Raw genomic sequence first — 24,773 nt, 5'->3', positions numbered from 1 at the left:
GCAAAATGAATCTCCTCTGGCAGAGCCCAAGGGGGAAAGCAGCAAGCCATGTCCCATTCGGATCTCCTCGCGCAGGTGCCGCTCTTCTCGACGCTCGGGTCCGACGACCTGGAGAGGCTTTCCCCGCGCCTGCAGTCCCGGCGCTACAACCGGGGAGGGCTCATCTTCCACCAGGGAGACGTGGGGACGGACCTCTACATCATCCGCGAGGGCGAGGTGACCATCCGCCTCAGCACGCCGGAGGGCAAAGAGGTGACCCTGGCGCTGCTGCGGCAGGGGGATGCCTTCGGCGAGCTGGCGCTATTGGATGATGCGCCCCGCTCAACGGACGCAGTGGCCCGCGAGGAGACGCACCTGCTGTGCCTGCCCCGCAGGGAGCTGCATCTCTTCCTGCAGGAGAGGCCCCAGGTGGTGCCGGTCCTCCTGGCCGAGCTGAGCCGCCTGGTACGGCGGGTCACCCGGACGGTCCACGACGCCAGCTTCCTGGATGCACGGGCCCGGCTCGCGCGCGTGCTGCTCGATCTGGCGCAGCACCAGGGCCAGCCCGGAACGGAGGGGGTGGCCATCGCCTCCCGCCTCACCCAGACCGAGCTCGCCAACCTGGCCGGCCTCACCCGCGAGAGCACCAACCGCTGGCTGCGCTTCTACGCTCGCGAGGGTCTGCTCTCCTACGAAGAGGGGCGCATCACCCTGCTGGAGCCCGACAACCTGCGTATGAACGCGGAGTGACGGGCTCCGGCACTCACCGCACGAAGAAGTTGCGCAGCACGGAGATCATCGCCGCCACGTCCGCCGCGGCGGCCATCTCGCGGATGGAGTGCATGGAGAGCATGGGGCTGCCCACGTCCACGGTGCGGATGCCCAGCTCGCCCGCGCTGATGGGGCCAATGGTGCTGCCACAGCCCAGGTCCGTCCGAGTGACGAAGTTCTGCGGCGTCACCCCCACCTCCCGGCAGCAGAGGGCGAACCAGGCCCAGCTCTCACCATCGGTGGCGTAGGACTGGTTGACGTTGGACTTGATGACCGGGCCCGCCCCCAGGAAGGGCTGGTGCTTGGGCTCGTGCATGGACGCGTAGTTGGGATGCACTGCGTGCGCCATGTCCGCCGACACCAGGAAGGAGTGGCGGATGGCCCGATGGAGCGCGTCCCGCCGCCCGTCCGAGTGCGCCAGGGTGATGCGCTCCAACAGGTCGCGAAGGAAGGGCGAGGCGGCGCCTTGGGCACTGACGCTGCCGCACTCCTCGTGGTCGTACAGGACGACGCCGCAGGTAGCCTCGCGCGGCCCGCTCATGGCCAGCAGCGAGGACAGGCCCGCGTGGCTGCTGGCCAGGTTGTCCAGGCGCGGCGCATGGAGGAACTCACCGAAAGCGCCCGAGCGGATGGAGGGCTGGAGGTCATAGAGACACAGATCGAACCCGAGGATGTCGCCCGGCTCCACGCGGGTACCGCCGCGGGCCAGCTCCTCGACGAGCATCGCCTTGAGGTCCACCGCCCCCGAGCGCTCCAGGGCGAGCACCGGCACCAGGTGCTCCTGGGCATTGAGCTTGAGGCCGTCGGTGTTGACGGAGCGGTTGAGGTGGATGGCGAGGTTGGGAATGCGAAGCAGCGGGCGGCGGAAGTCCAGCAGGTGGTGCGAGAGACGGCCCTCCTTCGCCGTCACCACGCGGCCAGCGAGCGACAGGTCTCGGTCCATCCAGGTGCTGAACAGAACGCCGCCGTACACCTCCACCCCGAGCTGGTGATAGCCCGAGCGCTGCACCGCGGGGTTGGGCTTGAGGCGCAGGTTGGGCGAGTCCGTGTGGGCCCCCACCAGCCGGAAGCCGGCGCGGTCCACCGGCGTGGTGCCGATATGGAAGGCGGCGATGCTGGTGTCCCCTCGGGTGACGTACACCTTGTCCCCGGGCTTCAGGTCCCACGGCTCGCGCTCGTCGAGGGCGCGGTAGCCCTGGGCAGTCAGTCGGCGGATGCTCTCGCGCACCGCGTGGTAGGGCGTGGGCGAGGCGTCGATGTAGGCCAACAGATCGTTGGCGGCGGCGTCGATATCGGGAGTCATCCCCCCCAGGCTAGCGCCGCCGCCGGGCCCCGCCACAGGAAAGGCGGGGCAGGTGCTGAGGAAGGGCTACGGCGAGGGCTCGGCCGAAGGGATGGTGGCCTGCGCACCGCCCGCGGGCTCCACCCCCTGGTGCACGGCCGGCAGCGAGGCGGACACCGTGCCCACGTAGAAGATGCCGTGGTAGCCCTGGGCATTCTTGCCATCGAAGAGCTGCACGAAGTAGCGGTCCCCATTGTCCTGGCCCTTGGTCGGCTTCACGCCGCAGTCCAGCTTCTGCTCCTTGTTCAGGGCGCAGATCCACGCCGAGCCGCTGTTGTAGGCCACATCCAGCGAGAACACGTTCGGCAGCAGGCTCGCGAGCCGATGGCCCATGGGGCGGTAGTCCGGGTTCCAGGGAAGCCCCTTCACCTGACGCGGGTGGAGGTTGCCGCTCACCACCAGCATCGCCCGCTTCTGGGACTGGCCGGCCACTTCCATCACCTTCCGGGCCATGGCCTCCTCGCGCGCGTCACCCTCGAGCGGCGGACGGTCATAGGCGAAGATCTTCACGTCCAGCCCCTGGCTGCGCAGCTTGCGCAGGGCCTCGATGAGGTAGACCACGCCCTCGCTGTTGCGACCATCCGGGTAGGGGCTGCGCCAGAAGGGGCTCTCCATCAGCTTCGCCCAGTCTTCCTCCTTGCCCTCGCTGGCCAAGAAGGTCTCGAGCCGCGCCTGGTTCGCGTCCGGCACCTCCAGGCCCACCGTCACAGGGATGCCCTGGGTGGCCACCTGACACGCGCTCTGGGCCAAGAAGTGCGGCACCTCCTGCGTGCCGTGCAGCTCTCCCAGCAGCACCACGTTGCCCGGACGCGCCAGCTTGCCCAGCCCCAGAATGGGCAGGCCACACTCGATGCCGGAGTCCTTCATCACCAAGACGTCGGGCGTTGCATTGGACTTCTTCGCGCTCTGCGCGAGCACTGGGGAGACCTTCCGAAACACCTTCCACTCCAACACCATGTCGCGCGCACCCTGCTGGGACTCGCCCACGATGTTGTTGTCGCCCCACGACTGTTGCGCCTCCGCATCCATGGCAACGGCACTCCCCAGCCCCGACGGGTCGTCCAGGGTGCGCCCATCCACGCCCCAGATCAGATCGCTGCCCGCGACCTCCAGCGCCTTGTTGGCGCTCCGGGCGGTGCGGGTGATGACCAGCTTGCAGCGGTGGGGACCCTCAGGTTTGGCGATCACCAGATAGCGGTGCCAGTGGGCCGCAACCTTTGAGCCAGCAAACTCCTGACGCCACTCTGTCTCGAGCGAGGCCGTGCCCGGTGCCTCACGGAAGGTGAAGCCGTTCTCGGAGAAGTAGGTCCGCACCAGCGGCCAGACCTCCTCGATCGGCTGATCGTAGATGGCCTCCTCGTCCGGGGCGAAGTCGATGAAGCGCGAGGTACATCCCGACAGCGCCACGAGCAGCAATACGCAACCGAAGGCCATCCGTCTCATTCAGGGCTTCCTCTTGGGTTCTCGGCGAGGTGCTCGCGCAGGCCATGCCGCGAGCACCTGTTCTCACATCGGATTGGCATCGGAGGAGCGCTCGCCATAACGCACCGCCGGAGGCGAGGCCGACACCGCCCCCACGTAGAAGAGACCGTGGAAGCCAGATTCACTCGGCCGCTCGAAGAGGGAGACGAAGTACCGGTCCCCGTTGTCCTTGCCCTTCGTGGGCCGCTCACCACACTCGAGGGAATCCCCCTTCCCCACGAAGCAGATCCACGCCGTACCGCTGTTGAAGGCCACGTCCAACGACAGCAGGGAGGGCAGCTTGCGCGCGAGCATGTAGCCCATGGGGCGGTAGCCCAAATCCCAGGGCACGCCGGGCTGGGTGCGAGGATGGATGTTGCCGGTAACGACAAGGAAGAAGCGCCCCGCGCCGGCCTCCACCTGGGAGAGGATGCTCTGGGCCATGGCCGCCTCGCGGGCCTCGCCCTGCAACTCCGGGTGGTCAAAGACGAAGGCCTGCACGTCCAACCCCTGGGCGCGCATCCAGCGCAACTGCTCCAGCAACTGAACCACCGCCTCGCTGCCGCGGCCGTCCGGGTACGGGCTGCGCCAGAAGGGGCTCTCCATCAACAGCGCATGGTCGTGCTCGGTGCCCGCACTCTCGATGAAGCGCTGCACCCGAGCCTGCTCCGCCACCGGCATCTCCAGGCCCACCGTCACGGGAATGCCCCGAGTGGCCACCTGGCAGGTCCCCAGCGCCACGAAGCGGGGCACCTCGCGCGTGCCGTGCAGCTCGCCCAGCAGCATCACCCTGCCCTGCTGCGCCTGCCCGGCCAACCCGATGATGGGCAGGCCGCACTCGATAGAGGCGCCGCCCGGCTCCTGCTTCATCGCCGCCAGCGTCGGCGCTTCCTGCCCTCTGGCCCGCGCGTCCAACACCGGGGCGATACGGTCCCTCAGCCCCCACTCCATCCCGAAGTCCCGCGCACCCTGGAGAGACTCGCCCGCCACGGCGGAGGACTGCAGGGGCAGGGTGATGCTCGCCACGGACTCCTCGGGGACGAACGGCAGGGGCTCCTCGAAGGTGGGCACGCGCACGTCCATCTCCTCCACGCGCAGCTCCCCCCCTGGCAGCCCCGCGGGGCCTGGATCCGGGGTACGGCCCATGCCCCAGTCCGGCTGCTTCGCCGCACTGGCGGGTGCCCCATGAGGGCCGCGGCTGGAGCGGATGACCCACACCTGGCAACGCGACGGCGACTCCCGCTTGCCGACGACGGTATAGCGGTGCCAGTGGCCCGCCACCTTCGAGCCAGGGAACTCCTCACGCCACTGCGTCTGCAGGACAAACTGGCCCGCGTCCTCCTGGTACCGGAACCCTCTGTCCCGGAACCAGTCCCGCACGACGGGCCAGACCTCCTCCAGGGGGTGCTCGTAGACGGCCTCCTCCTGCTTCTCGAATCGGAGGGAACCCTGTCGCGAGGCACACCCCACCAGCCCTCCCATCAGGAGAACCGAGAAGATGATGGCCGCTCGCATCCATACCTCCCTAAGACATGACGCCCGCACACATCTGAACGATTCAGCTGCGCGGACATACTGCCTGGAAACGAGCGGATTTTCCTGTGCCGTATCCTACCCTCCCCCACCCTGCCCCAGTTCCTCCAGGAGCCGGCGAGCGTTGTAGACCTTCCGCAGGCCCTCGAGGATGCCCTGGCTGTGGACGGACACGGAGCGGTTGACGGACTCGTCGAAGCCGTACTCACCCCCCAGGGACCCGATGTTGCCGTCGAAGACGATGCCGACGATCTCCGCGTCCTTGTTGAAGATGGGTGAGCCCGAGTTGCCCCCGATGATGTCGTTGGTGCTCACGAAGTTGAACGGCGTCTGGAGGTCCAACCGGGGTTTGGCCTGGAGCCAGCTCGGGGGAAGACGGAAGGGATCCTCACCCGTGGCGCGCTCGTAGAGGCCAGCGATGCGGGTGAAGGGCTCCACCTGCCGCCCCTCCTCCGTGTAGCCCTTCACCTGCCCGAAGGACAGACGGAGCGTGAAGGTGGCATCCGGGTAGGTGCTGGTGCCATAGGCCTCGAAGCGGGCCCGGGCGATGAGCTCGCCATTCTTGTCACTGACGGACTCCACCTCCTCCTCGTAGCGCTTGCGGATGGCGCGCGCCTCCTCATCGAAGGAGCGGACGAACTCCAGCATCGGGTCCTTCGAAGCACCGAGGGCCGCCGCGCCTCCCTGATAGAGCTGACGGCGCACCTGCGGCGAGGCCAGGCGGGTGCCAGACACCAGCTTGCGAGCGAGCGCCTGGGGAGACTGCTTGCCCAGCACCTTCTTCACCACCGGATCATCCGGCCCGAGTACCTCGCGCAGCTTCGTCAGGTAGAAGCCGAGCACTGCCTCCTCGAGCTTCGGGTAGACAGGGGCTGGGCTGAAGAGCTGCTGCTCCAGCTCGGGCTTGCGAGCCTCGGTGAACTCCTCCAGCCGCTGCTCATTGGGCTTGGACAGCTCCTGCGCCGAGCGGACGAGCACCCGCGCGTAGTTGAAGAGGTCCGAGCCCGTGCCAGCGGACTGCTCCAACCACCGCCCCCGCAACCTCATGTCGCGCAGCGTGTCCGTGGCTTGGGCGATGTTGTCCCAGGCCTGACCGTAGCGCTTCTGCCGCTCGGGGTTCGCGTTCACCCAGTCGCGCAGCTTCTGCTCCTCGGCCACCTTCTTGGCGAAGAAGTCCCGGTCCACGAGCGCCTCGCGCCGGCCCACCAGCGCCTTGTAGCTGTTCTCCACGCCGAACTTGAGGTTGTTGGAGATGCGCGTGTACTCGGGGCCACGCTGCTGGAACTCGTCGAGCATCCCGCGCAGCTGTGCCAGCTGGAAGAGCCGCTCGGGGAGGGCGTAGTCGCGCTGGTAGATGAGCTGAGCCACCGTCAGCAGGCGCGAGGTGCCACCCGGGTGTCCGGCCACGAAGGTCAGCTCGCCCGCCTGCGCGCCCTTGGCCGACCAACGGAAGTAGTTCTCGACCTTCGCGGGCTTGCCGTCCTGGTACACGCGCACGAAGGCCACGTCGTAGTCGTAGCGGGGGAACTCGAAGTTATCCGGGTCCCCGCCGAAGAAGGCAATGGCCTCCTCGGGGGCGAACACCAGCCGCACGTCCTGGAAGCGCTGGTACTTGTACAGGTTGTACATACCGCCCCGGTACAGCGTCACCACGTCACAGCGGAGGTCCGGAGCCGTGGCGCACGCCTTCTCCAGCCGGGCGAGCTCCGCCCGCTGCGCGTCACGGAAGGCCGCGCCCTCCTTGCCCTGGGTGGCCTTCGTCACCTGCTCGGTGACGTCGGAGATCTCCACCAGTCTGTTGATCTCGAAGGCCGGGCACTGCCGCTCCTGCTGCGCGGTGGCGGCGGAGAATCCCTTCACGATGAAGTCGTTCTGCGGCGTGGAGAGCTGCTGCACGCAATCGCGGACGCAGTGGTGGTTGGTCATCACCAGCCCGTTGGGGGACACGAAGCTGGCTGAGCAGCCCCCGGCGATGCGGGCCGCGGAGAGCTGGACCCGCTTCAGCCACTCCGCATTGGGCGCGAAGCCGTAACGCGACTTCACCAGGTCCGAGGGGAAGTTATTGAAGGTCCACATTCCCTCGTCGGCACGGGCGGACCCGGCGGCGAGCAGGATGAGAAGGGGAAGCAATCGTGTCATGCGCGGTCTCCTTTGAGCGCACCTCGTACGGCATTGGTCCCCACCCGAGGAGTCGGGTCAAAGACTTTATGCACACGGCCCGTACAGGTGCCTCCCAGCGGACGGACCCCTGGCCCACGGTTTGAGCTTCCCGCGCGAGCTCACTCCGGCATCTGCCCCACGTACCGGGAGGCAGGACGGATGAGCCGACCCGTGGCCCGTTGCTCGGCAACATGGCCCAGCCACCCGGCCACCCGGCCGCAGGCGAACACGGCCGAGAACAGCGTGCGATCCAGGCCCACCGCGTCGAGCAACACGGCCGTGTAGAACTCCACGTTCGCGCGCAGCGGCCGGTCCGGGTAGCGCTGGCGGAGCAGCTCCTCGGCCGCGCGCTCCACCGCACGCGCCAGGGCGAGCCGCTCGGTCCGCAGGCCCCCGTGCTCGAGCCGCTCGATGGCACGCTCCAGCACCGCCGCGCGAGGATCCCTCACGCGGTAGATGCGATGGCCCATGCCCATGATGCGACGCCCGGCCCGCAGCTCCGCCTCAAGCCATGCGGCGGCCTGCTCCGGACGACCAATCGCATCAAGCATGTCCAGCACGGGCCCAGGTGCACCCCCGTGCAGAGGTCCCTTCAACGCCCCGATGGCGCCCACCACCGCGGACACGGCGTCGGAGCCCGTCGAGGCAATCACCCGCGCGGTGAACGTAGAGGCATTCAGCCCGTGGTCGGAGACGGTGACCAGGTAGGCGTCGAGTCCAGCGGCACGCTCGGGCTGGGATTCGCCCCCCACCATGCGCAGCAGATCCGCTGCGTGAGACAGAGTCGGATCCGGCCGCACGGGAGTCAGGCCGCGCGCACGCCTCGCCCATGCACCCGTGAACACAGCCAGGGCCCCCGTCAGCAGGACAAACGTGTCCAGCTCACCACCCGGGCGCAACGGGACATGGGCCGCCGCGGCCCGGAGCGCGTCCATGGCGTCCGGCGCCTCGAGCGCATCCCCCACGCCCTCAAGCAACCCAAAGGCACGCACCCTCGCCTCACCCAGGGCCGCCTGGAGCGATGCGGGCAGGGCCTCCTTCGCATACGGAGCCCAGAGCCTCGCGCAGACCTCCTCGAAGGAGCTCTTCCCGGCGAGTGACTCCACATCGCCGCCGGCAATCACCAACCGTCCCCGCTCACCGTCCACCTCACTCAACCGGGTCTCCGCTACCACCACACCTTCGAGACCCGCCTGCACCACAGCTTGTGTCGCGTCCATGTTCGTGGCCCTCCGAAACAAGCTGTAATTTCCGCCCGCCAGGCTCGAAACTCGATTCGACAATCGACATGCCGCACCTCGACGGAGGCCGCGTGGATTTCCCGCATGGGCTCGCTCATGATGGGCACCTGTCCTCCACTCGGAGAACCCGCTGTCCGCCCTCCCCTCTCTCCCCGAGACGCCCTCCACACAAGGGTCCGCATCCACCCCGACCGATGACGCCCCGGCCCTCACCTCCGAGCCGCATGAGCGGCTGAGCGGAGTCCGTCGCGCCGTGGTGCTCTTCGTCGTTCAGGGCCTCCCACTGCTCGGCTTCTGCGCTGGGGTGTGGCTCTTCCTGCGTGAGGGCATCCGCGCATGGGAGCTGGGCCTGCTGGTGGGCATGTACCTGCTCACCATGACGGGCATTGAGGTCGGCTTCCACCGCTACTTCGCGCACCGCACCTTCGAGACAACGCGCCCCCTGCGCGCCCTCTTCCTCATCCTCGGCTCGATGGCGGGACAGGGCTCGGCCCTGCTGTGGAGCGCGGTGCATCGCACGCACCACGCCCACACTGACCAACCGGGGGATCCGCACTCGCCGGTGCTCGGACGGCGGGGCGCGTGGGACAAGCTGCGTGGGTTCCTCTGGTCTCAGTTCCTCTGGTACCTGGATGTGCCCGCCATCTCCCGCTTCGGCCGCCTCCTGGACCAACACCGCGCCTCGCCAGCCGCGCTCCTGGCCATGAAGGAGAAGGAGCAGACCCACCGCTTCGCGCGCACCCTCCCCGACCTGCTGCGGGACGAGCCGCTCGTCCGCCTCAACCAACACTATGGCACCTGGGTGCTGCTCGGCTTCGCGCTGCCGACCCTGGTCGGAGGCCTCGTCACCGGCTCGTGGGCCGGGGCGCTGCGCGGATTCATCTGGGGCGGGCTCGTCCGCTACTACCTCGTCCAGCAGATCACCTTCGCCATCAACTCGGTGGGCCACACAGTGGGGGTCCGCTCGACGAGCACCCGGGACCACAGTCGCAACAACGGGGTGATGGCGGTGCTGACGCTCGGCGCCGGCTGGCACAACAACCACCACGCCTTCCCCGGCTCGGCCCGCGTCGACTTCCGTTGGTGGCAGGTGGACCTGGGAGGCCTCCTCATCCGTCTGCTGGCGCGGCTCGGGCTCGCCTGGAATTTGCACGTGCCGTCTCGACCCACGCCCCTGGCTCGCACTCCACGAGCGCCAGACAGTGTCTGAGATTGCCCGAAACCTGACACCGAGGTGAGCGCGGCCTCGCGCAAGATTTGCATTTCACGCCCCGCGTGTCGGCATTGAAAGCACGTGTGAATAATTACAGCGCAATGGCTTGAAACACTTTGCTGCGCTTGCCTGCTCAGCGAGCGAGCATCACATTCTGCGTTGAGTACAAAACAATAATATTGGATGCTCCTGAGCGCTCGAATCACAGCGACCTCGCGCTGTCTTTGAGCAGGAGCACACGCGTTACGCCCCACCCCACTCCTCTCCAAGCGCCAGGGCGATGAGCCTCAACTGGCGCGAACGGGAGGGCCTCGTCCCGAAGTCAGTCGTCCCCCCTCTGCTGTCTGTCTTCAACTCCTCCAGGATTGCCCCCGTGAAGAAGACCCTTCTGCTGGCTGAAATGCTGCTCATCATCGTTGGCACCGCTTGCGGCGCACCCGATACCACCGCCGCCGAAGGAACACCGGAGACATTGGAAACATTCACGACGACCGCCGACGCGTTAACGGTTCAGAATTGCTCGCCTCTTCCCACGAGCTCGGTGCTGGCCTCCGGTGACGATGGCGCGGGCAGCGTGGCGAACAACACGCGCGACGACCGGCTCGATACGCGCTGGAGCGCCCTCGGCAAGGGCGTGTGGATCGACTACGACCTGGGCTCGGTCCAATCCCTTTCGGGCGCGGCCATCGCGTGGCACCAGGGCAACACGCGCGTCAACACCTTCACCCTGTACGTGTCCACGGACGGGGTGAACTACACGCAGGTCTACACCGGAAAGAGCAGCGGCACGACGACGGCCGCGGAGACGTACACCTTCGCCACGCGCACCGCGCGCCGCCTGCGCATCACCGTCTACGGCAACACCCTGAACGACTGGGCGAGCATCGCCGAGGCCCGCGTGTGCGGGGCTCCCGCGACTGGCTCCAGCGTGGTGTGGCGCGGCGACTTCGAGACGGGCAACATCTCCCAGTGGACCAGTACGCAGATGGTCAGCGCGGACCGGCTGCAGGTGATCTCCTCCCCCGTGCGCTCGGGCAAGTACGCCCTCAAGGCCACGGTGCGTCAGGGCGATGATCCCATCAACTCCAGCGGCAACCGCAACGAATTGGTGAAGATGACCCGGGAGGCGGTGGGCTCGGAGTACTACTACCGCTGGAGCACGATGTTCGCCTCGGACTTCCCGAGCGTGAAGACGTGGCAGCTCTTCACCCAGTGGCACCACGAGGGCAGCAGCGGCTCGCCCCCTCTGGAGTTCTACGTGTACGGCGAGGAGATCCGGCTGAACATCGGCGGAGACCCTGGCACCCTCGTGTGGAAGGCCCCGCTGGTGCGCGGCCAGTGGCAGGACTTCATCCTCCACGTGAAGTGGTCGCCTGAAGCGAGCGTCGGCTTCGTCGAGCTGTACCACAACGGCCAGCTCGTCCTGCCCAAGCGGAACATCGCCACCATGTTCCCCGGCATGCTCAACTACCTGAAGGTCGGCCTGTACCGCAGCGACACCGTCACGCAGGTCGGCGTCGTCTACCACGATGGGTGGATCATGGCCCGCACCCTCGCCGACGTGCTCTGAGGCTTCCGAAACACGGCTGTTGTAGAAGTCAGGGAGCCCCTCCGGGCTCGCTCTTCCGCTACTTGTCCGACTGTTGGACAAGTCCGCGAAGAATGCGCCCGGGAGGCCCTCTCCCCCTGAGCGCCAGCCCTGTCCGATACGGTGGCGTCCGGGCCGCGGCCGTTGAACAATGCCCCGCATGCGAACCCCGGGACGGGTGATGGAGCCGCTGAGACAAGTCTGGAATCGGGCACGCGAGCGTTGGTGGGTACGCCAGGCCATGGACATCGCCCTGGTGGTGCTCATCTTCGCGGCGGTGGCGGCCTGGCAGACCCGTCACCTCCCGACGGGAGCGCCCGCGCCGGACTTCACCCTGCGCACCCTCTCCGGTGAGCAGGTGCGCCTGTCCGAGCTCCGGGGCAAGCCGGTGGTGCTCTCCTTCTGGGCGCCCTGGTGCGGGGTGTGCAAGGCCGAGTCCTCCACGCTGTCCTCGCTCCGGAGCACGGTGGGCGGCTCGGCGCACGTGCTGTCCGTGGCGGTGGCCTACGAGCATGAGGAGGAGGTGCGCCGCTTCGCACGGGAGCAGGAGGTGGACTACCCCGTGCTGCTGGGCGGCCCCGAGCTCATGCAGGCCTACGCCGTCGAGCAGTTCCCCACCACCTTCTTCGTCTCCTCGGAGGGCCACATCGAGCGGGCCGCGGTGGGGTACACCACTCGCCTCGGGCTGCTCTGGCGGATGTGGCTGTAGGGGCACCGGGAGCGCCGGCGCCGCTCACAGCAGGCGGTCCGCGACGTACCACAGCAAGGCCGCCCCGAGGCTGAACGGGACGACGAGGTTGCCTGCATCGGTCGAGGAGAGCACAACACTCTCTCCTCCCGTGGGCAGCAGCAGCGCGGCGGCCCCCACCAACCACGTGGCACCGAGGATGAACGCACGCCGCCACGGGCGCGCTCTCGGAGGCAGACGCTGGAGGACCCGCTCCTGGAAGCCATCGTCGGAGAGCCCGGACGGCAGTTGCCGCTGGAGCAGCGTATCGAGCCAGGCCTCGTCTTCGCGGCCGTTCATGGGACCTCCTCGAGTTGCCGGCGCAGCTTCTCCTTCGCGCGCGCGACATGGGTCTTGAGCGTCCCCACGGGGCAGTCGAGGACGACCGCCGCCTCCTCGTGGGTCAGCTCGTTGGCATAGGTGAGGACGAGCGCGGCCCGCTCGCGGGGCTTGAGCAAGGCGAGCGCCCGCTCCAGGTCGTAGCGAGCCAGCAGCTCATCCGGGAGGGCCACCGCCTCGGAGCTCCCAGCCTCCAGGACGGGAGGCTCCACGGGGGCCTCACGGCTGCCGCGATCCCTACTGAAGAACACGTTGCAGGCGATGCGGTAGAGCCAGGAGGAAAACTTCGCTCCACCGCGATAGCCCCGCAGCCCCCGGTAGGCACGCAGGAAGGTCTCCTGCGCCAGATCATCCGCCTGCGCCAGATCTCCCCCGGTCAGCCGACGCAGCAGGGCGCGCACCGAGGACTGGTGCCGTGCCACCAGCTCGCCAAAGGCGCGCCGGTCGTCACGCACGAGCACCCGGGAGATGAGCTCGGCGTCCGAGGGAGATTCAGGAGGAGGAGCCATGGGGCGGGGAGGCTACGACTGGGGCTCCGGCGAGAGCGCCGACGACAGCCGACCCTTCCCCGTCTGCAGGCGCCAGACGATCAGGTGCCCCACGCCGATGAGGAAGAGCGTCACCCCGGCGCCCCAGGCCCCCTGCACATCGGGGAGGACGGCCAGGAAGAGTGCCAGCCCCAGCCCTGACGTGGACAGGATGATGCCCCGTCGCAGGTCCGACGGCTTCCGCGCGGGGGGCGCGAGCAGCCCCTCGGGGACTTCCGCCCCCTTCTCCACCATGAGACGCACCGTCTCGTGGATCTGACGTGCCTTGCGGTAACTGGCGTACAGCCAGGCCAGGAAGCCCATCAGCAGGCAGCTGAAAAAGGAGAGGCTCACCAGGATGGGCGCGGGATCGACGTTCTCCTCGGAAAGTCGCCGCTCGCGAGCCAGGAGCAGATCGTAGAGCTGGTCGGAGGTGAGTCGCCCCTCGGGATCGATCTTCCGTGCCTGGGCCTCCGTGTCGGCGGCCAACTTCTGGAACTCCCCCTCCAACGCCTTCCGGCGGGTCTCCAGTTCCTGGCGCCGCGCATCGAGCTCTGGCGTCAGAGGAGCGGAAGGCGGAGTCGGGGGGGCGGGGGCTTCGGCCACGGGGGCGGACTCGGCCCGGCCCGTCCCCAGAAGGGAGGCCAGGAGGCACACCGTGAGAATCTGACGCTTCATGCGAGGGCTCCTTACCGGCGATTTTCTCGGTGCTAGGACTCCCCCACCCGGTTTTTTGGATTCACCCCCCGTTTTTTTTTTGCCGCGCCCTCTCCCCTTTTCACGGACTGCCCGCGGGGGGCGGGCATCCAGGGCCTCAACAAGGCCGTGTGGGGAGTGGAGAACCGGGTCCTGTCGGCGCACGTCAGTGAGCTGGGCGGAGGCCGCCCCTAGCGGTTAACTTGGCCGACCATGGACGAACCCAACGGTCGGCTCATCCAGACCCTCATTGATGCACGCAAGCACCACTGCTTCCCCCCGGACGTCCGCGTCGGGGCCCCGGAGCTCATCGAGAAGGTGCTGGCCCTGCTCTTCCCCCACTTCGCCGAGCGGTTGGACTGTAGCGCGGTCGGCGTCCGCTCCGAGGTGGCGGTGGTGGAGGCCATCCTCACGCGCTCCCTGAACACGCTCGCCCACCGCTACCCGGGCGTGTCTCCGGACCTGCCCCAGCGCTTCATGGAGCAGCTCCCGGAGCTCTACACCTGGCTGCGGCAGGACGCTGACGCCATCTTCGAGGCCGACCCCGCCGCCCGCAGCGTGGACGAGGTCATCCTCACCTACCCGGGCTTCTACGCCATCGCCATCTACCGGATGGCCCACGCCCTCCACCAACTGGGCTTCCCACTGTTGCCCCGCCTACTCACCGAGCTGGCGCACCAGCGCACCGGCGTCGACATCCACCCAGGGGCCACCATCGGGCGGCGCTTCGTCATCGACCACGGCACGGGCGTGGTGATTGGCGAGACCACCGTCATTGGCAACGGGGTGAAGATCTACCAGGGCGTGACGCTGGGCGCGCTCCAGGTCCAGAAGGCCCTGGCGGACAAGAAGCGCCACCCGACCATCGAGGACGACGTGGTGGTGTACGCCAACGCCACCATCCTCGGCGGGAGCACGGTGGTGGGCCGCGGCAGCGTCATCGCGGGCAACGCCTTCATCACCCACAGCATCCCCCCTGAGTCCGTGGTTACCCGCCGCAGCGAGGTGCGCCACCGCCAGGGGGATGCGGAATTCGATGAGCTGGAGTACCACATCTGATATAGCAGATATCCTTCTGTCCCAGCAGACAGCTTCCCGAAGAGGCTCGAAACCCATGAAGGTCAACAACATCCTGGAGACGATCGGCAACACGCCGCACGTCCGCGTCAACCGGCTCTTCCCCTCGCGCGTCGAGGTGTACATCAAGCTCGAGCGGGCCAATCCGGGCGGGAGCATCAAGGACCGTATCGGCCTGGCGATGATCGAGGACGCCGAGAAGCGGGGCCTGCTGAAGAAAGACAGCGTCATCATCGAGCCCACGTCGGGCAACACGGGCATCGGCCTGGCGATGGTGGCGGCGGTGAAGGGCTACAAGCTCATCCTGGTGATGCCCGAGTCGATGAGCATCGAGCGGCGCCGACTGATGGCGGCGTACGGAGCGACGTTCGAGCTGACGCCGCGGGCGCAGGGAATGAAGGGTGCGATTGCCCGGGCGCAGGAGATGGTGGCGCAGACGCCGAACGCGTGGATGCCGCAGCAGTTCGAGAACGAGTCGAACATCGAGATTCACAAGCGCACCACGGCGCAGGAGATCCTCAAGGACTTCCCCGAGGGCCTGGACTACATCATCACGGGCGTGGGAACGGGCGGCCACATCACGGCATGCGCCGAGGTGTTGAAGCCGAAGTGGCCGAAGCTGAAGGTGCTCGCGGTGGAGCCGACAAAGTCTCCGGTGATCAGCGGCGGAGCGCCGGGGCCGCACCCCATCCAGGGAATCGGGGCGGGCTTCATCCCGAAGAACCTGCACAAGGACGCGCTGGACGGGGTCATCCAGGTGACGGAGGAGGAGGCGTTCGACTTCGCGAAGAGGTCGGCGCGAGAGGAGGGCATCTTCGTAGGCATCTCCTCGGGAGCGGCGCTGGCGGCGGTGAACAAGAAGCTGGCGGAGATCCCCGACGGGAGCCGGGTGCTGTGCTTCTGCTACGACACGGGCGAGCGCTACCTGTCGATCGAGAACCTCTTCCCCGCGCAGTAGCCCAAGCCCCCATCCCCCATCCCTCCCTCTCCCTCTGGGAGAGGGTCGGGGTGAGGGTATACGCCCCCCGAGCTTCACCGCCCCGAGAACGCGCGAACCATCTCCACGAGCCGGTCAATCTCCCCAGGCTGGTTGTAGAAGTGGGGCGAAATCCGGATGCGACCGCGGCGGAGCGAGAAGCTGACGTTGCGCTCGGAGAGATACGAAGCGAGCGCCTTCACATCCCCGCGAGGAGGCAAGAAGGCGAGGATGCCGGCGCGGTGCTCGGCAGAGGGCCCCGTCTCACAGCCGATGGCGCGCAGCTCGGCGTCCGCGTGGGCGAGCAGTGCTCGAATGCGAGCCTCGACGTTCTCCATCCCCACTTCCAGGAGCAGGCCGAGGGCCGCGCCGAGCGCATAGATACCGGCGTAGTTGTGACTCCCCTCCTCGAACTTCGTGGCATCCGGGCGCAGCTCGAAGTGGGAGCGGTTGAAGTTCCAGGAATCCGTGGTGGAGCGCCAGCCGACGAGCACGGGCCGCACGCGCGGGAGCACGTTCCGATCCACGTAGAGAAAACCGATACCGCAGATGCCGATCATCCACTTGTGACTATCGGCGCTGAGGAAGTGGATGCGGCTCTTCTTCACGTCCACGGGGATGCAGCCGACGCTCTGGATGCCATCCACACAGAAGAGGACGCCCGAGCGCTCACAGAGGGCGCCAATGGCCTCCAGGTCGGTGCGGTAGCCCGAGGCGAACTGAACGGAGCTGAGCGCGACGAGCCGGGTGCGAGGGGTCAGCGCGGCGGCCACAGCCTCGGGGGTGACGCCCTCGTCACGGGGCTCGATCTCCCGGACGACGACACCGCGATCGCGCAGGTGCAGCCAGGGGTAGACGTTGGAGGGGTACTCAATGGAGGTGGCGACGGCAACCTCATCTCCGGGACGCCAGTCGAGCCCTTCGGCGACCAGGCCGAGCCCGTGACTGGTGTTGCGGACGAGAGCGATCTCCTCGGGCGCGGCGCCAATCATCCGGGCGGCGAGCCCCCGAGCGTTCTCGGTGCGGGCCTCCCAGCCCCGCTCGAAGCGGACACCGTGGAGGAGGAGATCATCCACCCACTCGCGCATGGCGGTGGCGACCCGCTGACTCGTGGGGGAGACCCCCGCGTGGTTGAAGTAGAGCTGCTCCTGGACGACAGGAAACTCGGAGCGGTACGCGTCGAGGTCGGGGGAGGAGATCATAAGCGGGCGCATTATGCCCTGCCCCTGCCCCGCTGGCGGAGAGAACAGCGAGCGGCGCGCCCTCGTGAGGGAGCGCGCCGCCCACATCAGGGGCTCACTGAGCCGAGCAGGCCAGCGCGAGTCCCTGCTGCGAGGCCAGCGGCGTCACGTGACGCGCAAGCCCGGCCGCGCCGCCCTGCGAGAAGGCGTCGAGCGCCTGGGCCACGGCCTCACGCGAGTGCACCGTCACCGTCGAACCGGAGGCATCCACCACCTCCACCGCACCGTCCACGCGCTCCTGCGCACGCACCAGCAGGGCGCCCGCCTCGTCACGCACGGCCATGCCGTCCTCGAGCGGCTCGAAGTAGCGCACCCGCGGCGCCTCACCGGCGCGGTCCAGCTCGACGCGCATCACGCCGCTCTGCTCGTCTCGCGACAGCCGCAGCGTGTCGGTGGGGCTCAGCCGGACGATCCGCGTCCCATCCTCCAGGGTCTCGGCGTTGGCGAGTGGGTTGCTGCCCGACCAGAACTCGATGCTGTTGAAGACGAGGGCGTCGACGAGGGTACCCACCCCGTACACGGGGATGATGGTGAAGCCGAGGAACACCAACCACCGCAGGAACTTGTTGTCCGAGACCTCCTGGTTGAGGCCGTAGATCTTCCGCGTCAGGGCGAACGAGCCGAAGCAGCCGGACACGTGGAGCGACAGGAAGGTGGCGAACAGCGCCGCAACCAGGCGAGACGAACGCGACTTCATGAATCCTCCTCAAGGGCGGCGCCGGGGGTTCCGGCGCGCGGAGGAACAAACTACCTCTGCCAGGGGGGCGTGTCCGCAAACGCGTGCGGAGAAAAAACAGAGGGCCGCGGGTGGAGTCCCGTGAAGACCCCCACCCCGGCCCTCTGGGTGCAAGAAGACGGGTGCGCGACTACGGCACGGCCTTCGCCTGGCGCGCCGCCGGAGCCGCCGGCTTCTTCGCCCCCTTCGTCCACTGATCCAACCAGTCCAGCACCGCCTCGTGCCACTGGATGCTGTTGGCCGGCTTCACCACCCAGTGGTTCTCATCCGGGAAGTAGAGCAGCTTGGACGGAATGCCCCGGCGCTGCAGCACCGTGAAGGTGGACAGGCCCTGCGTGTCCACCACGCGGAAGTCCTGCCCGCCGTGGATGACGAACATGGGCGTCTTCCACTTCGCCACATGGTCAATGGGGTTGTGCTTCGTGTACCCCTCGGGCTTCTCCCAGGGGGTGCCACCGTGCTCCCACTCGGGGAACCACAGCTCCTCGGTGTTGAAGTACGCGAGCTTCTCGTCGAGGTTGCCGTCGTGGTTCACCAGGCAGCGGAAACGGTCCGGCATCTGCCCGGCGATCCAGTTGATCATGAAGCCGCCGTAGCTCGCGCCCAGCGCGCACACCTTGTCGCCGTCCAGGAAGCTGTAGCGCTTGATGGCGGCCTCCAGGCCCTTCTGGAGATCCTCAAACGGCTTGCCGCCCCAGTCCCCGCGGATGGAGTCCGTGAAGGCCTGGCCGTAGCCCGTGGAGCCGTGGAAGTCGACCATCACCGCCGCGTAGCCCCGGCCCGCGTAGGTCTGCGGGTTCCACCGGTAATGGAAGTGGTTGCCAAAGCTGCCCTGCGGACCGCCGTGGATGAGGTAGGCCACCGGGTACTTCTTCTTCGGGTCGAAGTCGACGGGCTTCACCACGAAGGCGCGCACCGTCTCACCATTCCAACCCGGGAACTCAAACTGCTCGTAGTCCCCGAAGCGGATGCGAGCCAGGGCGTCCTCGTTGACGCGCGTGAGCTGACGCAGCTCGCTGCCGTCCGCGCGCACCGAGTACAGGTCCGCGGGCGACTTCAGGTCATCCCGGAGGAAGACGACACGGCCGTCCGGCAGGGGCTGCGGCTCGGCGGCACTGCCCGGCCCGCTGAGGGCGCGCACCTGGCTGCTCGCCACGTCGATCGCGAAGACGGGGTGCTGGCCGATGTCATCGGCGGTCACGAGCACCGACTTGCCATCCGCGCTCCAGGTGAGGCCGCCGGCGGAACGGTCCCACTGCTCGGCGAGCACGCGCTCCTTGCCCTCCGGCCACGAGCGCAGCACCACGCGCAGCCGGTCCGACTCATAGCCAGGACGCGACATGGCGAGGTACGCGAGCGTCTTGCCATCCGGGCTGAACACGGGCGAGGTGTCCGTGGCGCGGTTCTTCTCGGTGAGCTTCTTGGGCGCGCCGGGCTTGTCGAGCGGGGCGAGGAAGAGATCCAGGTCGGTGGACCAGGACTCGGTGTGGCCCACGTCGCGCGCGGTGAAGACGAGCCCCTTGCCGTCCGGGGTGAAGGTGAACTCCTCGGGGCCGCCGAAGGGCTTGCTGGGGGCATCCGCGTCCATGCCCACCATCACATCGCGCGGAGCAGCGCTGCCATCCACCGGCAGGACGAAGAGGTGGCTGCGCCGACCATCCGCCCACGTGTCCCAGTGACGGACGAAGAGCTTGTCGTAGACGCGGCCGGTGGTCTTCTTCTGCGCCTGCTCCTTCTGACGCTGGGTGGTGCACTCCAGCGTGGCGCAGTCGGGGTAGACCTCGAGGGCGACGGCGAGCGTCTTGCCATCGCGGGACAGGGCGAAGGCGCCCACGTCGAGGGGCAGCTTCGTAACGGCCAGCGACTCCCCGCCATCGAGCGGGAGGCGGAACACCTGGCTGGAGCCACCGCGCGTGGAGAGGAAGAAGAGGCTCTGGCCGTCCGGGCTCCAGACGGGCTGACCTTCACTCTCCGGGGAGTGGGTGAGCTGACGCAGGCCGCTGCCATCAGCGTTGACGAGCCACAGGTCGGTGCGGCCCTTGTTGGCCTCCAGGTCGGTGGAGCGCAACACGAAGGCGATGCGCTTGCCATCCGGGGACACGCTCGGACTGCTGATCCGGCGCATCGAGACCTGGTCGTGGATGGTGTAGGGCTGGGATTTGGCGGGAGCGGCGGAGAGGGCGAGCGCCGCGACGAGGGAGAGGGTCAAAGGGTCCTCCGTGCGAGTCAACCGTTCACGACCCGCGGCACAGCCGGGACGCGAGGCGGTGGGACGGTGCCCGTTTCAACCCCAAGTGTCCACCGTTCATCCCAACGGGGAGAAAAACAAGCGCTCCCCAGGACCCCGACCCACACCTGGAGTCCCCCTCCCCTCTCCCTCTGGGAGAGGGACGGGGTGAGGGTAGAGGGCCATCAACCGCGGGCCGAGCGGGTCCGAGCCCGGTTCTTGGAGCCCGAACCCGAACCCGAGCGCCCGGACTTCGCCGAGGACGTCCGCTTGCTGGACACCGGAGGCTTCCGAGAGGACGACTTGGAGGACTTCTTCTTCGAGGCCTTCACGGGGGCCTTCTTCCGAGGCTCCTCCTTCTTCTCCTCCTCCAGGGGAGCGAGGATGGTGCCACGGCACTTGGGCGAGCCGCAGCGGCACATATAGAGCTGCTCCTCCTCCTCGCCCATGTCCTCGGTGCGGTCGTAGGCGTAGTCGTAGCAGAGCTCCTCGCCCACGGAGATGTCGCGCCGAGCGTAGATGTAGATCCGATCTCCCTCGAGGAAGGCCTGGCAGTTGGGGTCGCACGAGTGATTGATGAACCGCGCGTCATTGCCCTCATAGGCCGCGTCAATGACCGTGTCCTCGTCCACGTTGAAGAGGAAGGTGTGGTGGCGCGACATGGCGGTGTCGTCGTAGCGCTCGTCCGCCAGGGCCTGGGAGATGCGCTGACCGACGTACTCGATGATGCGCGCGCCCTTGCGGATGGGCCGCGTGGCGAAGGCCCCCTGGCCCTGGATGGACGAGGTCCGCAGCTCGAAGGGCTGGGGCGTGAGGGTGGGCATCTTGCGGGAGGTGGGCTTCTTGGTGGTGGGAGCTGGCATCGTGAAGGAAGTAGAGACGCGCCGATTCAGGCGCGGTAGGGTGCCTCAGTCGGACCTCTGAGGAAAGAAAGGCGCTCGACGATGCGGCAGTGGCTCATTCTCGGCGCGGCAAGCGCATTCCTGTCTGTAGCGGCCGGAGCATTTGGTGCGCACGCGCTTCGGGCGAGACTCGCCCCGGACCTCCTGACCATCTTCGAAACCGGCGCGCGTTACCACATGTATCACTCGCTGGGTCTCCTCGCGATTGGACTGCTGTCGCAGCTGCGCCCCAGCCCACTGTTGAACGGTGCGGGCTGGGCGATGCTCGCTGGCATCCTCCTCTTCTCGGGCAGCTTGTACGCGCTGGCACTCTCCGGCGTGCGGGCCCTGGGCGCCATCACCCCGCTGGGCGGAGTGGGCTTCCTCGTGGGCTGGCTGCTGTTCGCCCTGGCCGCCTGGCGACAGCCGGTCTGAGCCGGCAGGCATGGGCCCCGACCACACGGCGAGGCCCCGCTCCCCCGCTCCCCTGACAACCCGTACCCGGGTGCATCTCCTCCGCGGCATCCCCACCCTCTCCTGGAACAATCCGGCGAGGAGCGAGCCGTCATGAAGACGATCCGGGACGTGATGACGCGCGGTGTGGAGGTCATCGACCCCAACGCCACCTTGAAGCAGGCCGCGGAGATGATGCAGCGGTTCAACGTCGGACCTCTCCCGGTCTGCGCGGGCGACAAGCTGGTGGGCCTGGTGACGGACCGCGACCTGGTGGTGCGTGGCATCGCCATGGGGCACGACCCCGACACCTCGAAGGTGTCCTCGGTGATGAGCGAGGATGTCGAGTGCATCCACCCCGACGCCAGCCTCGAGGAGGCGGCGGAGCTGATGAAGGACAGGCAGATCCGCCGGCTGCTGGTGGTGGACGACGACAAGAACCTGATGGGCATCCTGTCGCTGGGAGATCTGTCGCACGAGGCGAGCGATACCACCGCGGCGCAGACGCTCGAGCAGATCTCCGAGCCCTCACGCTCCCTGCATTGAACAGAGAGCCCAATGCGCGCGCAGCACGAATCAGGTTTTCTTTCCGCCTCTCGCCCCATCAGGTAGGGTCGCGCTCCACCTTCGAGAGAGCGCTCCTGATGGACAAGTCGCCCCAACCCAGGCTCGGCACACAACTCCGGATGGCCCGGATGCGCCTGGAGCTCACCCAGGAGCAGGTGGCCAAGAGGGTGGGCTTCGTGCCCACTGTGTACGGGCGCATCGAACGCGGGGATATGGTGCCCAGCGTCCCCAAGCTGCGGGAGCTGTGCCTCGCCCTGGGTGTATCGGCCGATGTGCTCCTCTCCCTGTCCAACAGCCAGAGCGATTCCCCAGGAGAATCACCCGCGAACGCGCCCGTGGAGTCCGCGGACCTCCGGCGCCTCGTCATGCTCATCCGAGACCTGTCTCCCGACAGGTTCCGGCTGTTCCGCGTGGCGCTCCAGACGATCGCCGCCTCCGACGAGGAGTGAGCCCGCGTTGAGTCCTGGCGCGCTCCCGCCCTCGCGGGAACCCCACCTCCGACACTCGACGGAGAAATGTGTCGACTCCCCGGCAATCCACCCCCTATTTCTCATGCCGTGGTGTCATTCAGACAACACTCGCTAGCCTGGTTGGCTGCCTGGACGTCAGTCAGCCGACAGCCCTACAGGGGATAGCTCTGGGTTGAAGTATCGAGAGGCTGTAAAGAAGCGCGGTGCCTGATCCAGCGGCTCGCTCGCCCTCCGCATCGACCCTCATGCCCTCGTCCTCTGCGATCCCACGCGTCGATGTGTTGGCGGTTGACGACACGCCCGCCAACCTCCGTTCCCTGGAGGCACTGATGGAGGATCTGGGCGCCAACGTGGTCGCGGCGTCCTCGGGTGACGAGGCCCTGCGCCTGCTGCTGGAAAGGGACTTCGCCCTCATCCTCCTGGACGTGCAGATGCCCGGGATGGATGGCTACGAGACCGCGACCCTCATCCGCATGCGCGAGCGCACGCGGCACATTCCCATCATCTTCATCACCGCCTTCAACCGCAGCGAGGTGAACGTCTCACGCGGCTACGAGCTGGGCGCGGTGGACTACCTCTTCAAGCCCATTGTCCCGGAAGTCCTCCGGACGAAGGTGGGCGTCTTCCTGGAGCTGCATCGCAAGAAGGAAGAGGTCCGTCGACAGGCGGAGCTGCTGCGGCAGGCGGAGACCCGCGAGCACGAGCGGCAGCTGGCCGAGGCCCGCGCGCACTACGAGCGCTCCCTGCTGCAGCAGGAGATGGAGCGCGAGCGCAAGGTGTCCGAGGCGCTCGAGCAGCGCGCCCAGGAGCTCGCGCGGCTGGTGCAGGAGAAGGAGCAGGCCCAGTCGGCGCTGCACGAGAGCAACGCGCGGCTGCGGCTGCTGGCGGATACGGCCAGCCGGCTGTTGAAGGGCACCGATGGGCGCCCCCTCCTGGACAGCGTCCATCAGCACATCTCCGAGCACCTGGGACTCGAGGTCTGCCTGGGTTACCTCTCGCGGGAGGGCAATGGCCCACTGGAGCTCACGGCCCACTCGGGCATCTCGCCCACCATGCGCGAGCGGCTGGAGCGCCTGGAGCCGGGTCAGGGCGTCGCGGGAAAGGTGGCCACCGAGCAGCGGCGGTGGGTGCTCGACGCTGGCGCCGCCGCCAACGGACCCGCGCCGGATGCCGCGCCGGAGCTGGGACTGGCCGCGCTCGCGTGCTACCCGCTGATCAGCCAGGGACGCGTGCTCGGCACGCTCGCCTTCGGCACTCGCACCATGCGCACCTTCACCGAGGACGAGCTCTCCCTCATGCAGGGCGTGTGCGACCAGGTGGCCGTGGCAATGGAGCGCGAGCGGCTCATCGGCGCGCTGCGCGAGGCGGATCGCCGCAAGGACGAGTTCCTCGCCATGCTGGCCCACGAGCTGCGCAACCCCCTGGCCCCCGTGCGCTCCGCTCTGGAGGTCTTCCGGATGCGCATGAAGCAGGACGACGTCCTGCAGCGCACCATCGCCAGTGCGGACCGCCAGGTGGCGCACATGACGCGGCTGGTGGATGACCTGCTGGACGTCAGCCGCATCACCCGCGGGAAGGTGGAGCTCAAGCCCGTCTCCGTGACGCTGACAGACCTGGTGGAGGGCGCCGTCCAGGCCTGCGAGCCCATCATCAGCCAGCGTCACCACGAGCTGAGTGTCTCGCTGCCCTCCGAGACGGTGATGCTCAACGTGGACCCCACCCGCATGACGCAGGTGGTGGCCAACCTGCTGCACAACGCAGCCAAGTACACGCCCTCGGGCGGTCGCATCCATCTGAACGCTGAGCGCCAGGGTAACGAGCTGGTCCTCAGCGTGCGCGACAACGGCATCGGCCTTCGGCCGGACATGCTCCACCGCGTCTTCGATCTCTTCGTGCAGGTGGACCCGGGCAGCGACCGGGCCCAGGGCGGGCTCGGCCTGGGCCTCACCCTGGTGCGCAGGCTGGTGGAAATGCACGGCGGCCACGTGTCCGCCCGCAGCGAGGGCCTCTCCAAGGGCAGTGAGTTCACCGTCCGGCTGCCCCTGCCCGCCGGGCCCGCCCCAGCGCTGGCCATCCCTCACATGGTGAAGGCCGCCGCCGCCACCGCGCACAAGCTGCAACCGCTCCACATCCTCCTCGTGGAGGACAACCCGGACATCCGCGAGACGCTGCGCGACCTGCTCGAGCTCCACGGCCACCGCGTGGAGGAGGCCAGCGATGGACGCTCGGCGGTGGCGCTTGTGCTCTCCCAGCGTCCCCAGGTGGCGCTGGTGGACATCGGACTTCCAGAGCTGGACGGCTACAAGGTGGCGGAACTGGTCCGCGCCTCCGCCGGCGGCTCCGACACCCGGCTCGTGGCCCTCACCGGCTACGGCCACCCCGAGGACCGCAAACGCGCGCTCGAGGCCGGCTTCGATGCCCACCTCGTCAAGCCGGTGTCCTCGGATGACCTGTCACAAGTCTTGAAGAAACTCTGTACAGCGGCCTAGCCGCTCGCCCCCTCCCCCCCTTTAGACGGGACGCTCCCCCCTCGGCAGCCCGTCTCACCTGAGCCAGCAGCACAGGAGT

Annotated in this window: 22 protein-coding genes; 10 read left to right on the top strand and 12 right to left on the bottom strand. The window is 67.9% G+C overall.

What is annotated here, in order from left to right:
* The first annotated feature begins 48 nt into the window (after positions 1 to 48).
* Positions 49 to 729, top strand: a complete 681-nt coding sequence (locus F0U60_RS16635) for a Crp/Fnr family transcriptional regulator (RefSeq protein WP_395820655.1) — start codon at positions 49 to 51, stop codon at positions 727 to 729.
* A 13-nt stretch (positions 730 to 742) separates the two neighbouring features.
* Here the strand turns inward: F0U60_RS16635 and F0U60_RS16630 are convergent, their stop codons facing one another.
* From F0U60_RS16630 to F0U60_RS16610, 5 genes are all read right to left on the bottom strand, one after another.
* Positions 743 to 2,053 carry a M18 family aminopeptidase gene (locus F0U60_RS16630; RefSeq protein ID WP_395820653.1) on the bottom strand — a complete coding sequence of 437 codons (1,311 nt, stop codon included), beginning with the start codon at positions 2,051 to 2,053 and terminating at the stop codon, positions 743 to 745.
* A 66-nt stretch (positions 2,054 to 2,119) separates the two neighbouring features.
* Positions 2,120 to 3,535 (bottom strand): hypothetical protein, encoded by a 1,416-nt coding sequence (locus tag F0U60_RS16625; protein WP_395820650.1) that lies wholly within the window; start codon positions 3,533 to 3,535, stop codon positions 2,120 to 2,122.
* 63 nt (positions 3,536 to 3,598) lie between these two features.
* Positions 3,599 to 5,068, bottom strand: a complete 1,470-nt coding sequence (locus F0U60_RS16620) for a hypothetical protein (RefSeq protein WP_395820647.1) — start codon at positions 5,066 to 5,068, stop codon at positions 3,599 to 3,601.
* Positions 5,069 to 5,164: 96 nt separating this feature from the next.
* Positions 5,165 to 7,225: a S46 family peptidase gene (locus tag F0U60_RS16615; RefSeq protein ID WP_395820645.1), complete on the bottom strand. Its 2,061-nt coding sequence runs from the start codon at positions 7,223 to 7,225 to the stop codon at positions 5,165 to 5,167.
* Positions 7,226 to 7,365: 140 nt separating this feature from the next.
* Positions 7,366 to 8,466, bottom strand: coding sequence for a citrate synthase (locus tag F0U60_RS16610; protein WP_395820642.1), 1,101 nt, complete (start codon positions 8,464 to 8,466; stop codon positions 7,366 to 7,368).
* A gap of 274 nt (positions 8,467 to 8,740) precedes the next feature.
* On the opposite strand from F0U60_RS16610, the gene F0U60_RS16605 reads away from it, so the two are divergent.
* The 3 genes from F0U60_RS16605 to F0U60_RS16595 all read left to right on the top strand — a co-directional run bounded on the left by F0U60_RS16605 (position 8,741) and on the right by F0U60_RS16595 (position 11,997).
* Positions 8,741 to 9,697, top strand: a complete 957-nt coding sequence (locus F0U60_RS16605; RefSeq protein WP_395820639.1) for an acyl-CoA desaturase — start codon at positions 8,741 to 8,743, stop codon at positions 9,695 to 9,697.
* A 376-nt stretch (positions 9,698 to 10,073) separates the two neighbouring features.
* Positions 10,074 to 11,270, top strand: coding sequence for a heparin lyase I family protein (locus tag F0U60_RS16600; protein ID WP_395820636.1), 1,197 nt, complete (start codon positions 10,074 to 10,076; stop codon positions 11,268 to 11,270).
* Positions 11,271 to 11,448: 178 nt separating this feature from the next.
* Positions 11,449 to 11,997, top strand: a complete 549-nt coding sequence (locus F0U60_RS16595; protein WP_395820633.1) for a redoxin domain-containing protein — start codon at positions 11,449 to 11,451, stop codon at positions 11,995 to 11,997.
* Between the two features lie 24 nt (positions 11,998 to 12,021).
* On the opposite strand, the gene F0U60_RS16590 is transcribed toward F0U60_RS16595, so the two are convergent.
* From F0U60_RS16590 to F0U60_RS16580, 3 genes are read right to left on the bottom strand one after another with little or no spacing between them, the layout of a single operon-like run.
* On the bottom strand, positions 12,022 to 12,315 hold the full coding sequence (locus F0U60_RS16590) for a hypothetical protein (RefSeq protein WP_395820630.1): 294 nt from the start codon (positions 12,313 to 12,315) through the stop codon (positions 12,022 to 12,024).
* Positions 12,312 to 12,863, bottom strand: coding sequence for an RNA polymerase sigma factor (locus F0U60_RS16585; protein ID WP_395820627.1), 552 nt, complete (start codon positions 12,861 to 12,863; stop codon positions 12,312 to 12,314). The genes F0U60_RS16590 and F0U60_RS16585 overlap by 4 nt, the downstream gene beginning before the upstream one ends.
* Before the next feature lie 12 nt (positions 12,864 to 12,875).
* Positions 12,876 to 13,559: a DUF6249 domain-containing protein gene (locus tag F0U60_RS16580; RefSeq protein ID WP_395820624.1), complete on the bottom strand. Its 684-nt coding sequence runs from the start codon at positions 13,557 to 13,559 to the stop codon at positions 12,876 to 12,878.
* A gap of 231 nt (positions 13,560 to 13,790) precedes the next feature.
* Here F0U60_RS16580 and epsC point away from each other — a divergent pair, with 231 nt between their 5' ends.
* Together epsC and cysK are read left to right on the top strand one after the other, a co-directional pair.
* Positions 13,791 to 14,636, top strand: coding sequence for a serine O-acetyltransferase EpsC (gene epsC, locus F0U60_RS16575; protein ID WP_395820620.1), 846 nt, complete (start codon positions 13,791 to 13,793; stop codon positions 14,634 to 14,636).
* 55 nt (positions 14,637 to 14,691) lie between these two features.
* A complete protein-coding gene (gene cysK, locus F0U60_RS16570) occupies positions 14,692 to 15,612 on the top strand; it encodes a cysteine synthase A (RefSeq protein ID WP_395820617.1) in 921 nt (306 codons plus the stop codon).
* 74 nt (positions 15,613 to 15,686) lie between these two features.
* Here cysK and F0U60_RS16565 read toward each other — a convergent pair whose 3' ends face one another.
* From F0U60_RS16565 to F0U60_RS16550, 4 genes are all read right to left on the bottom strand, one after another.
* Positions 15,687 to 16,844: an aminotransferase class V-fold PLP-dependent enzyme gene (locus F0U60_RS16565; protein ID WP_395820615.1), complete on the bottom strand. Its 1,158-nt coding sequence runs from the start codon at positions 16,842 to 16,844 to the stop codon at positions 15,687 to 15,689.
* Between the two features lie 82 nt (positions 16,845 to 16,926).
* Positions 16,927 to 17,568, bottom strand: coding sequence for a DUF3332 domain-containing protein (locus F0U60_RS16560; RefSeq protein ID WP_395820612.1), 642 nt, complete (start codon positions 17,566 to 17,568; stop codon positions 16,927 to 16,929).
* Between the two features lie 169 nt (positions 17,569 to 17,737).
* A complete protein-coding gene (locus F0U60_RS16555) occupies positions 17,738 to 19,816 on the bottom strand; it encodes a prolyl oligopeptidase family serine peptidase (RefSeq protein WP_395820609.1) in 2,079 nt (692 codons plus the stop codon).
* Between the two features lie 203 nt (positions 19,817 to 20,019).
* A complete protein-coding gene (locus F0U60_RS16550) occupies positions 20,020 to 20,658 on the bottom strand; it encodes an SET domain-containing protein (RefSeq protein ID WP_395820606.1) in 639 nt (212 codons plus the stop codon).
* Between the two features lie 120 nt (positions 20,659 to 20,778).
* On the opposite strand from F0U60_RS16550, the gene F0U60_RS16545 reads away from it, so the two are divergent.
* From F0U60_RS16545 to F0U60_RS16530, 4 genes are all read left to right on the top strand, one after another.
* The gene (locus F0U60_RS16545) at positions 20,779 to 21,150 is read left to right on the top strand and encodes a DUF423 domain-containing protein (RefSeq protein ID WP_395820603.1); all 372 of its coding nucleotides are present in this window, start codon (positions 20,779 to 20,781) and stop codon (positions 21,148 to 21,150) included.
* Between the two features lie 132 nt (positions 21,151 to 21,282).
* Positions 21,283 to 21,714 (top strand): CBS domain-containing protein, encoded by a 432-nt coding sequence (locus F0U60_RS16540; RefSeq protein WP_395820601.1) that lies wholly within the window; start codon positions 21,283 to 21,285, stop codon positions 21,712 to 21,714.
* Positions 21,715 to 21,812: 98 nt separating this feature from the next.
* The gene (locus F0U60_RS16535) at positions 21,813 to 22,184 is read left to right on the top strand and encodes a helix-turn-helix domain-containing protein (RefSeq protein ID WP_395820597.1); all 372 of its coding nucleotides are present in this window, start codon (positions 21,813 to 21,815) and stop codon (positions 22,182 to 22,184) included.
* A 350-nt stretch (positions 22,185 to 22,534) separates the two neighbouring features.
* Complete coding sequence (locus F0U60_RS16530) at positions 22,535 to 24,694, top strand: response regulator (protein ID WP_395820594.1); 2,160 nt, start codon at positions 22,535 to 22,537, stop codon at positions 24,692 to 24,694.
* Positions 24,695 to 24,773 lie beyond the last annotated feature (79 nt).

The sequence above is a fragment of the Archangium minus genome, assembly GCF_044360475.1.
Lineage (GTDB): Bacteria > Myxococcota > Myxococcia > Myxococcales > Myxococcaceae > Archangium > Archangium minus.
The sequence above is the reverse complement of the archived record's forward strand: the minus strand, read 5'-3'. Positions and strand labels throughout refer to the sequence as shown.

Bases quoted from the DNA above. Each gene is read 5' to 3' on its own strand.
- F0U60_RS16635 (WP_395820655.1), top strand. From the start codon at position 49: ATGTCCCATTCGGATCTCCTCGCGCAGGTGCCGCTCTTCTCGACGCTC.
- F0U60_RS16630 (WP_395820653.1), bottom strand. From the start codon at position 2,053: ATGACTCCCGATATCGACGCCGCCGCCAACGATCTGTTGGCCTACATC.
- F0U60_RS16625 (WP_395820650.1), bottom strand. From the start codon at position 3,535: ATGAGACGGATGGCCTTCGGTTGCGTATTGCTGCTCGTGGCGCTGTCG.
- F0U60_RS16620 (WP_395820647.1), bottom strand. From the start codon at position 5,068: ATGCGAGCGGCCATCATCTTCTCGGTTCTCCTGATGGGAGGGCTGGTG.
- F0U60_RS16615 (WP_395820645.1), bottom strand. From the start codon at position 7,225: ATGACACGATTGCTTCCCCTTCTCATCCTGCTCGCCGCCGGGTCCGCC.
- F0U60_RS16610 (WP_395820642.1), bottom strand. From the start codon at position 8,466: ATGGACGCGACACAAGCTGTGGTGCAGGCGGGTCTCGAAGGTGTGGTG.
- F0U60_RS16595 (WP_395820633.1), top strand. From the start codon at position 11,449: ATGCGAACCCCGGGACGGGTGATGGAGCCGCTGAGACAAGTCTGGAAT.
- F0U60_RS16590 (WP_395820630.1), bottom strand. From the start codon at position 12,315: ATGAACGGCCGCGAAGACGAGGCCTGGCTCGATACGCTGCTCCAGCGG.
- F0U60_RS16585 (WP_395820627.1), bottom strand. From the start codon at position 12,863: ATGGCTCCTCCTCCTGAATCTCCCTCGGACGCCGAGCTCATCTCCCGG.
- F0U60_RS16580 (WP_395820624.1), bottom strand. From the start codon at position 13,559: ATGAAGCGTCAGATTCTCACGGTGTGCCTCCTGGCCTCCCTTCTGGGG.
- epsC (WP_395820620.1), top strand. From the start codon at position 13,791: ATGGACGAACCCAACGGTCGGCTCATCCAGACCCTCATTGATGCACGC.
- cysK (WP_395820617.1), top strand. From the start codon at position 14,692: ATGAAGGTCAACAACATCCTGGAGACGATCGGCAACACGCCGCACGTC.
- F0U60_RS16565 (WP_395820615.1), bottom strand. From the start codon at position 16,844: ATGCGCCCGCTTATGATCTCCTCCCCCGACCTCGACGCGTACCGCTCC.
- F0U60_RS16560 (WP_395820612.1), bottom strand. From the start codon at position 17,568: ATGAAGTCGCGTTCGTCTCGCCTGGTTGCGGCGCTGTTCGCCACCTTC.
- F0U60_RS16550 (WP_395820606.1), bottom strand. From the start codon at position 20,658: ATGCCCACCCTCACGCCCCAGCCCTTCGAGCTGCGGACCTCGTCCATC.
- F0U60_RS16545 (WP_395820603.1), top strand. From the start codon at position 20,779: ATGCGGCAGTGGCTCATTCTCGGCGCGGCAAGCGCATTCCTGTCTGTA.
- F0U60_RS16540 (WP_395820601.1), top strand. From the start codon at position 21,283: ATGAAGACGATCCGGGACGTGATGACGCGCGGTGTGGAGGTCATCGAC.
- F0U60_RS16535 (WP_395820597.1), top strand. From the start codon at position 21,813: ATGGACAAGTCGCCCCAACCCAGGCTCGGCACACAACTCCGGATGGCC.
- F0U60_RS16530 (WP_395820594.1), top strand. From the start codon at position 22,535: ATGGAGGATCTGGGCGCCAACGTGGTCGCGGCGTCCTCGGGTGACGAG.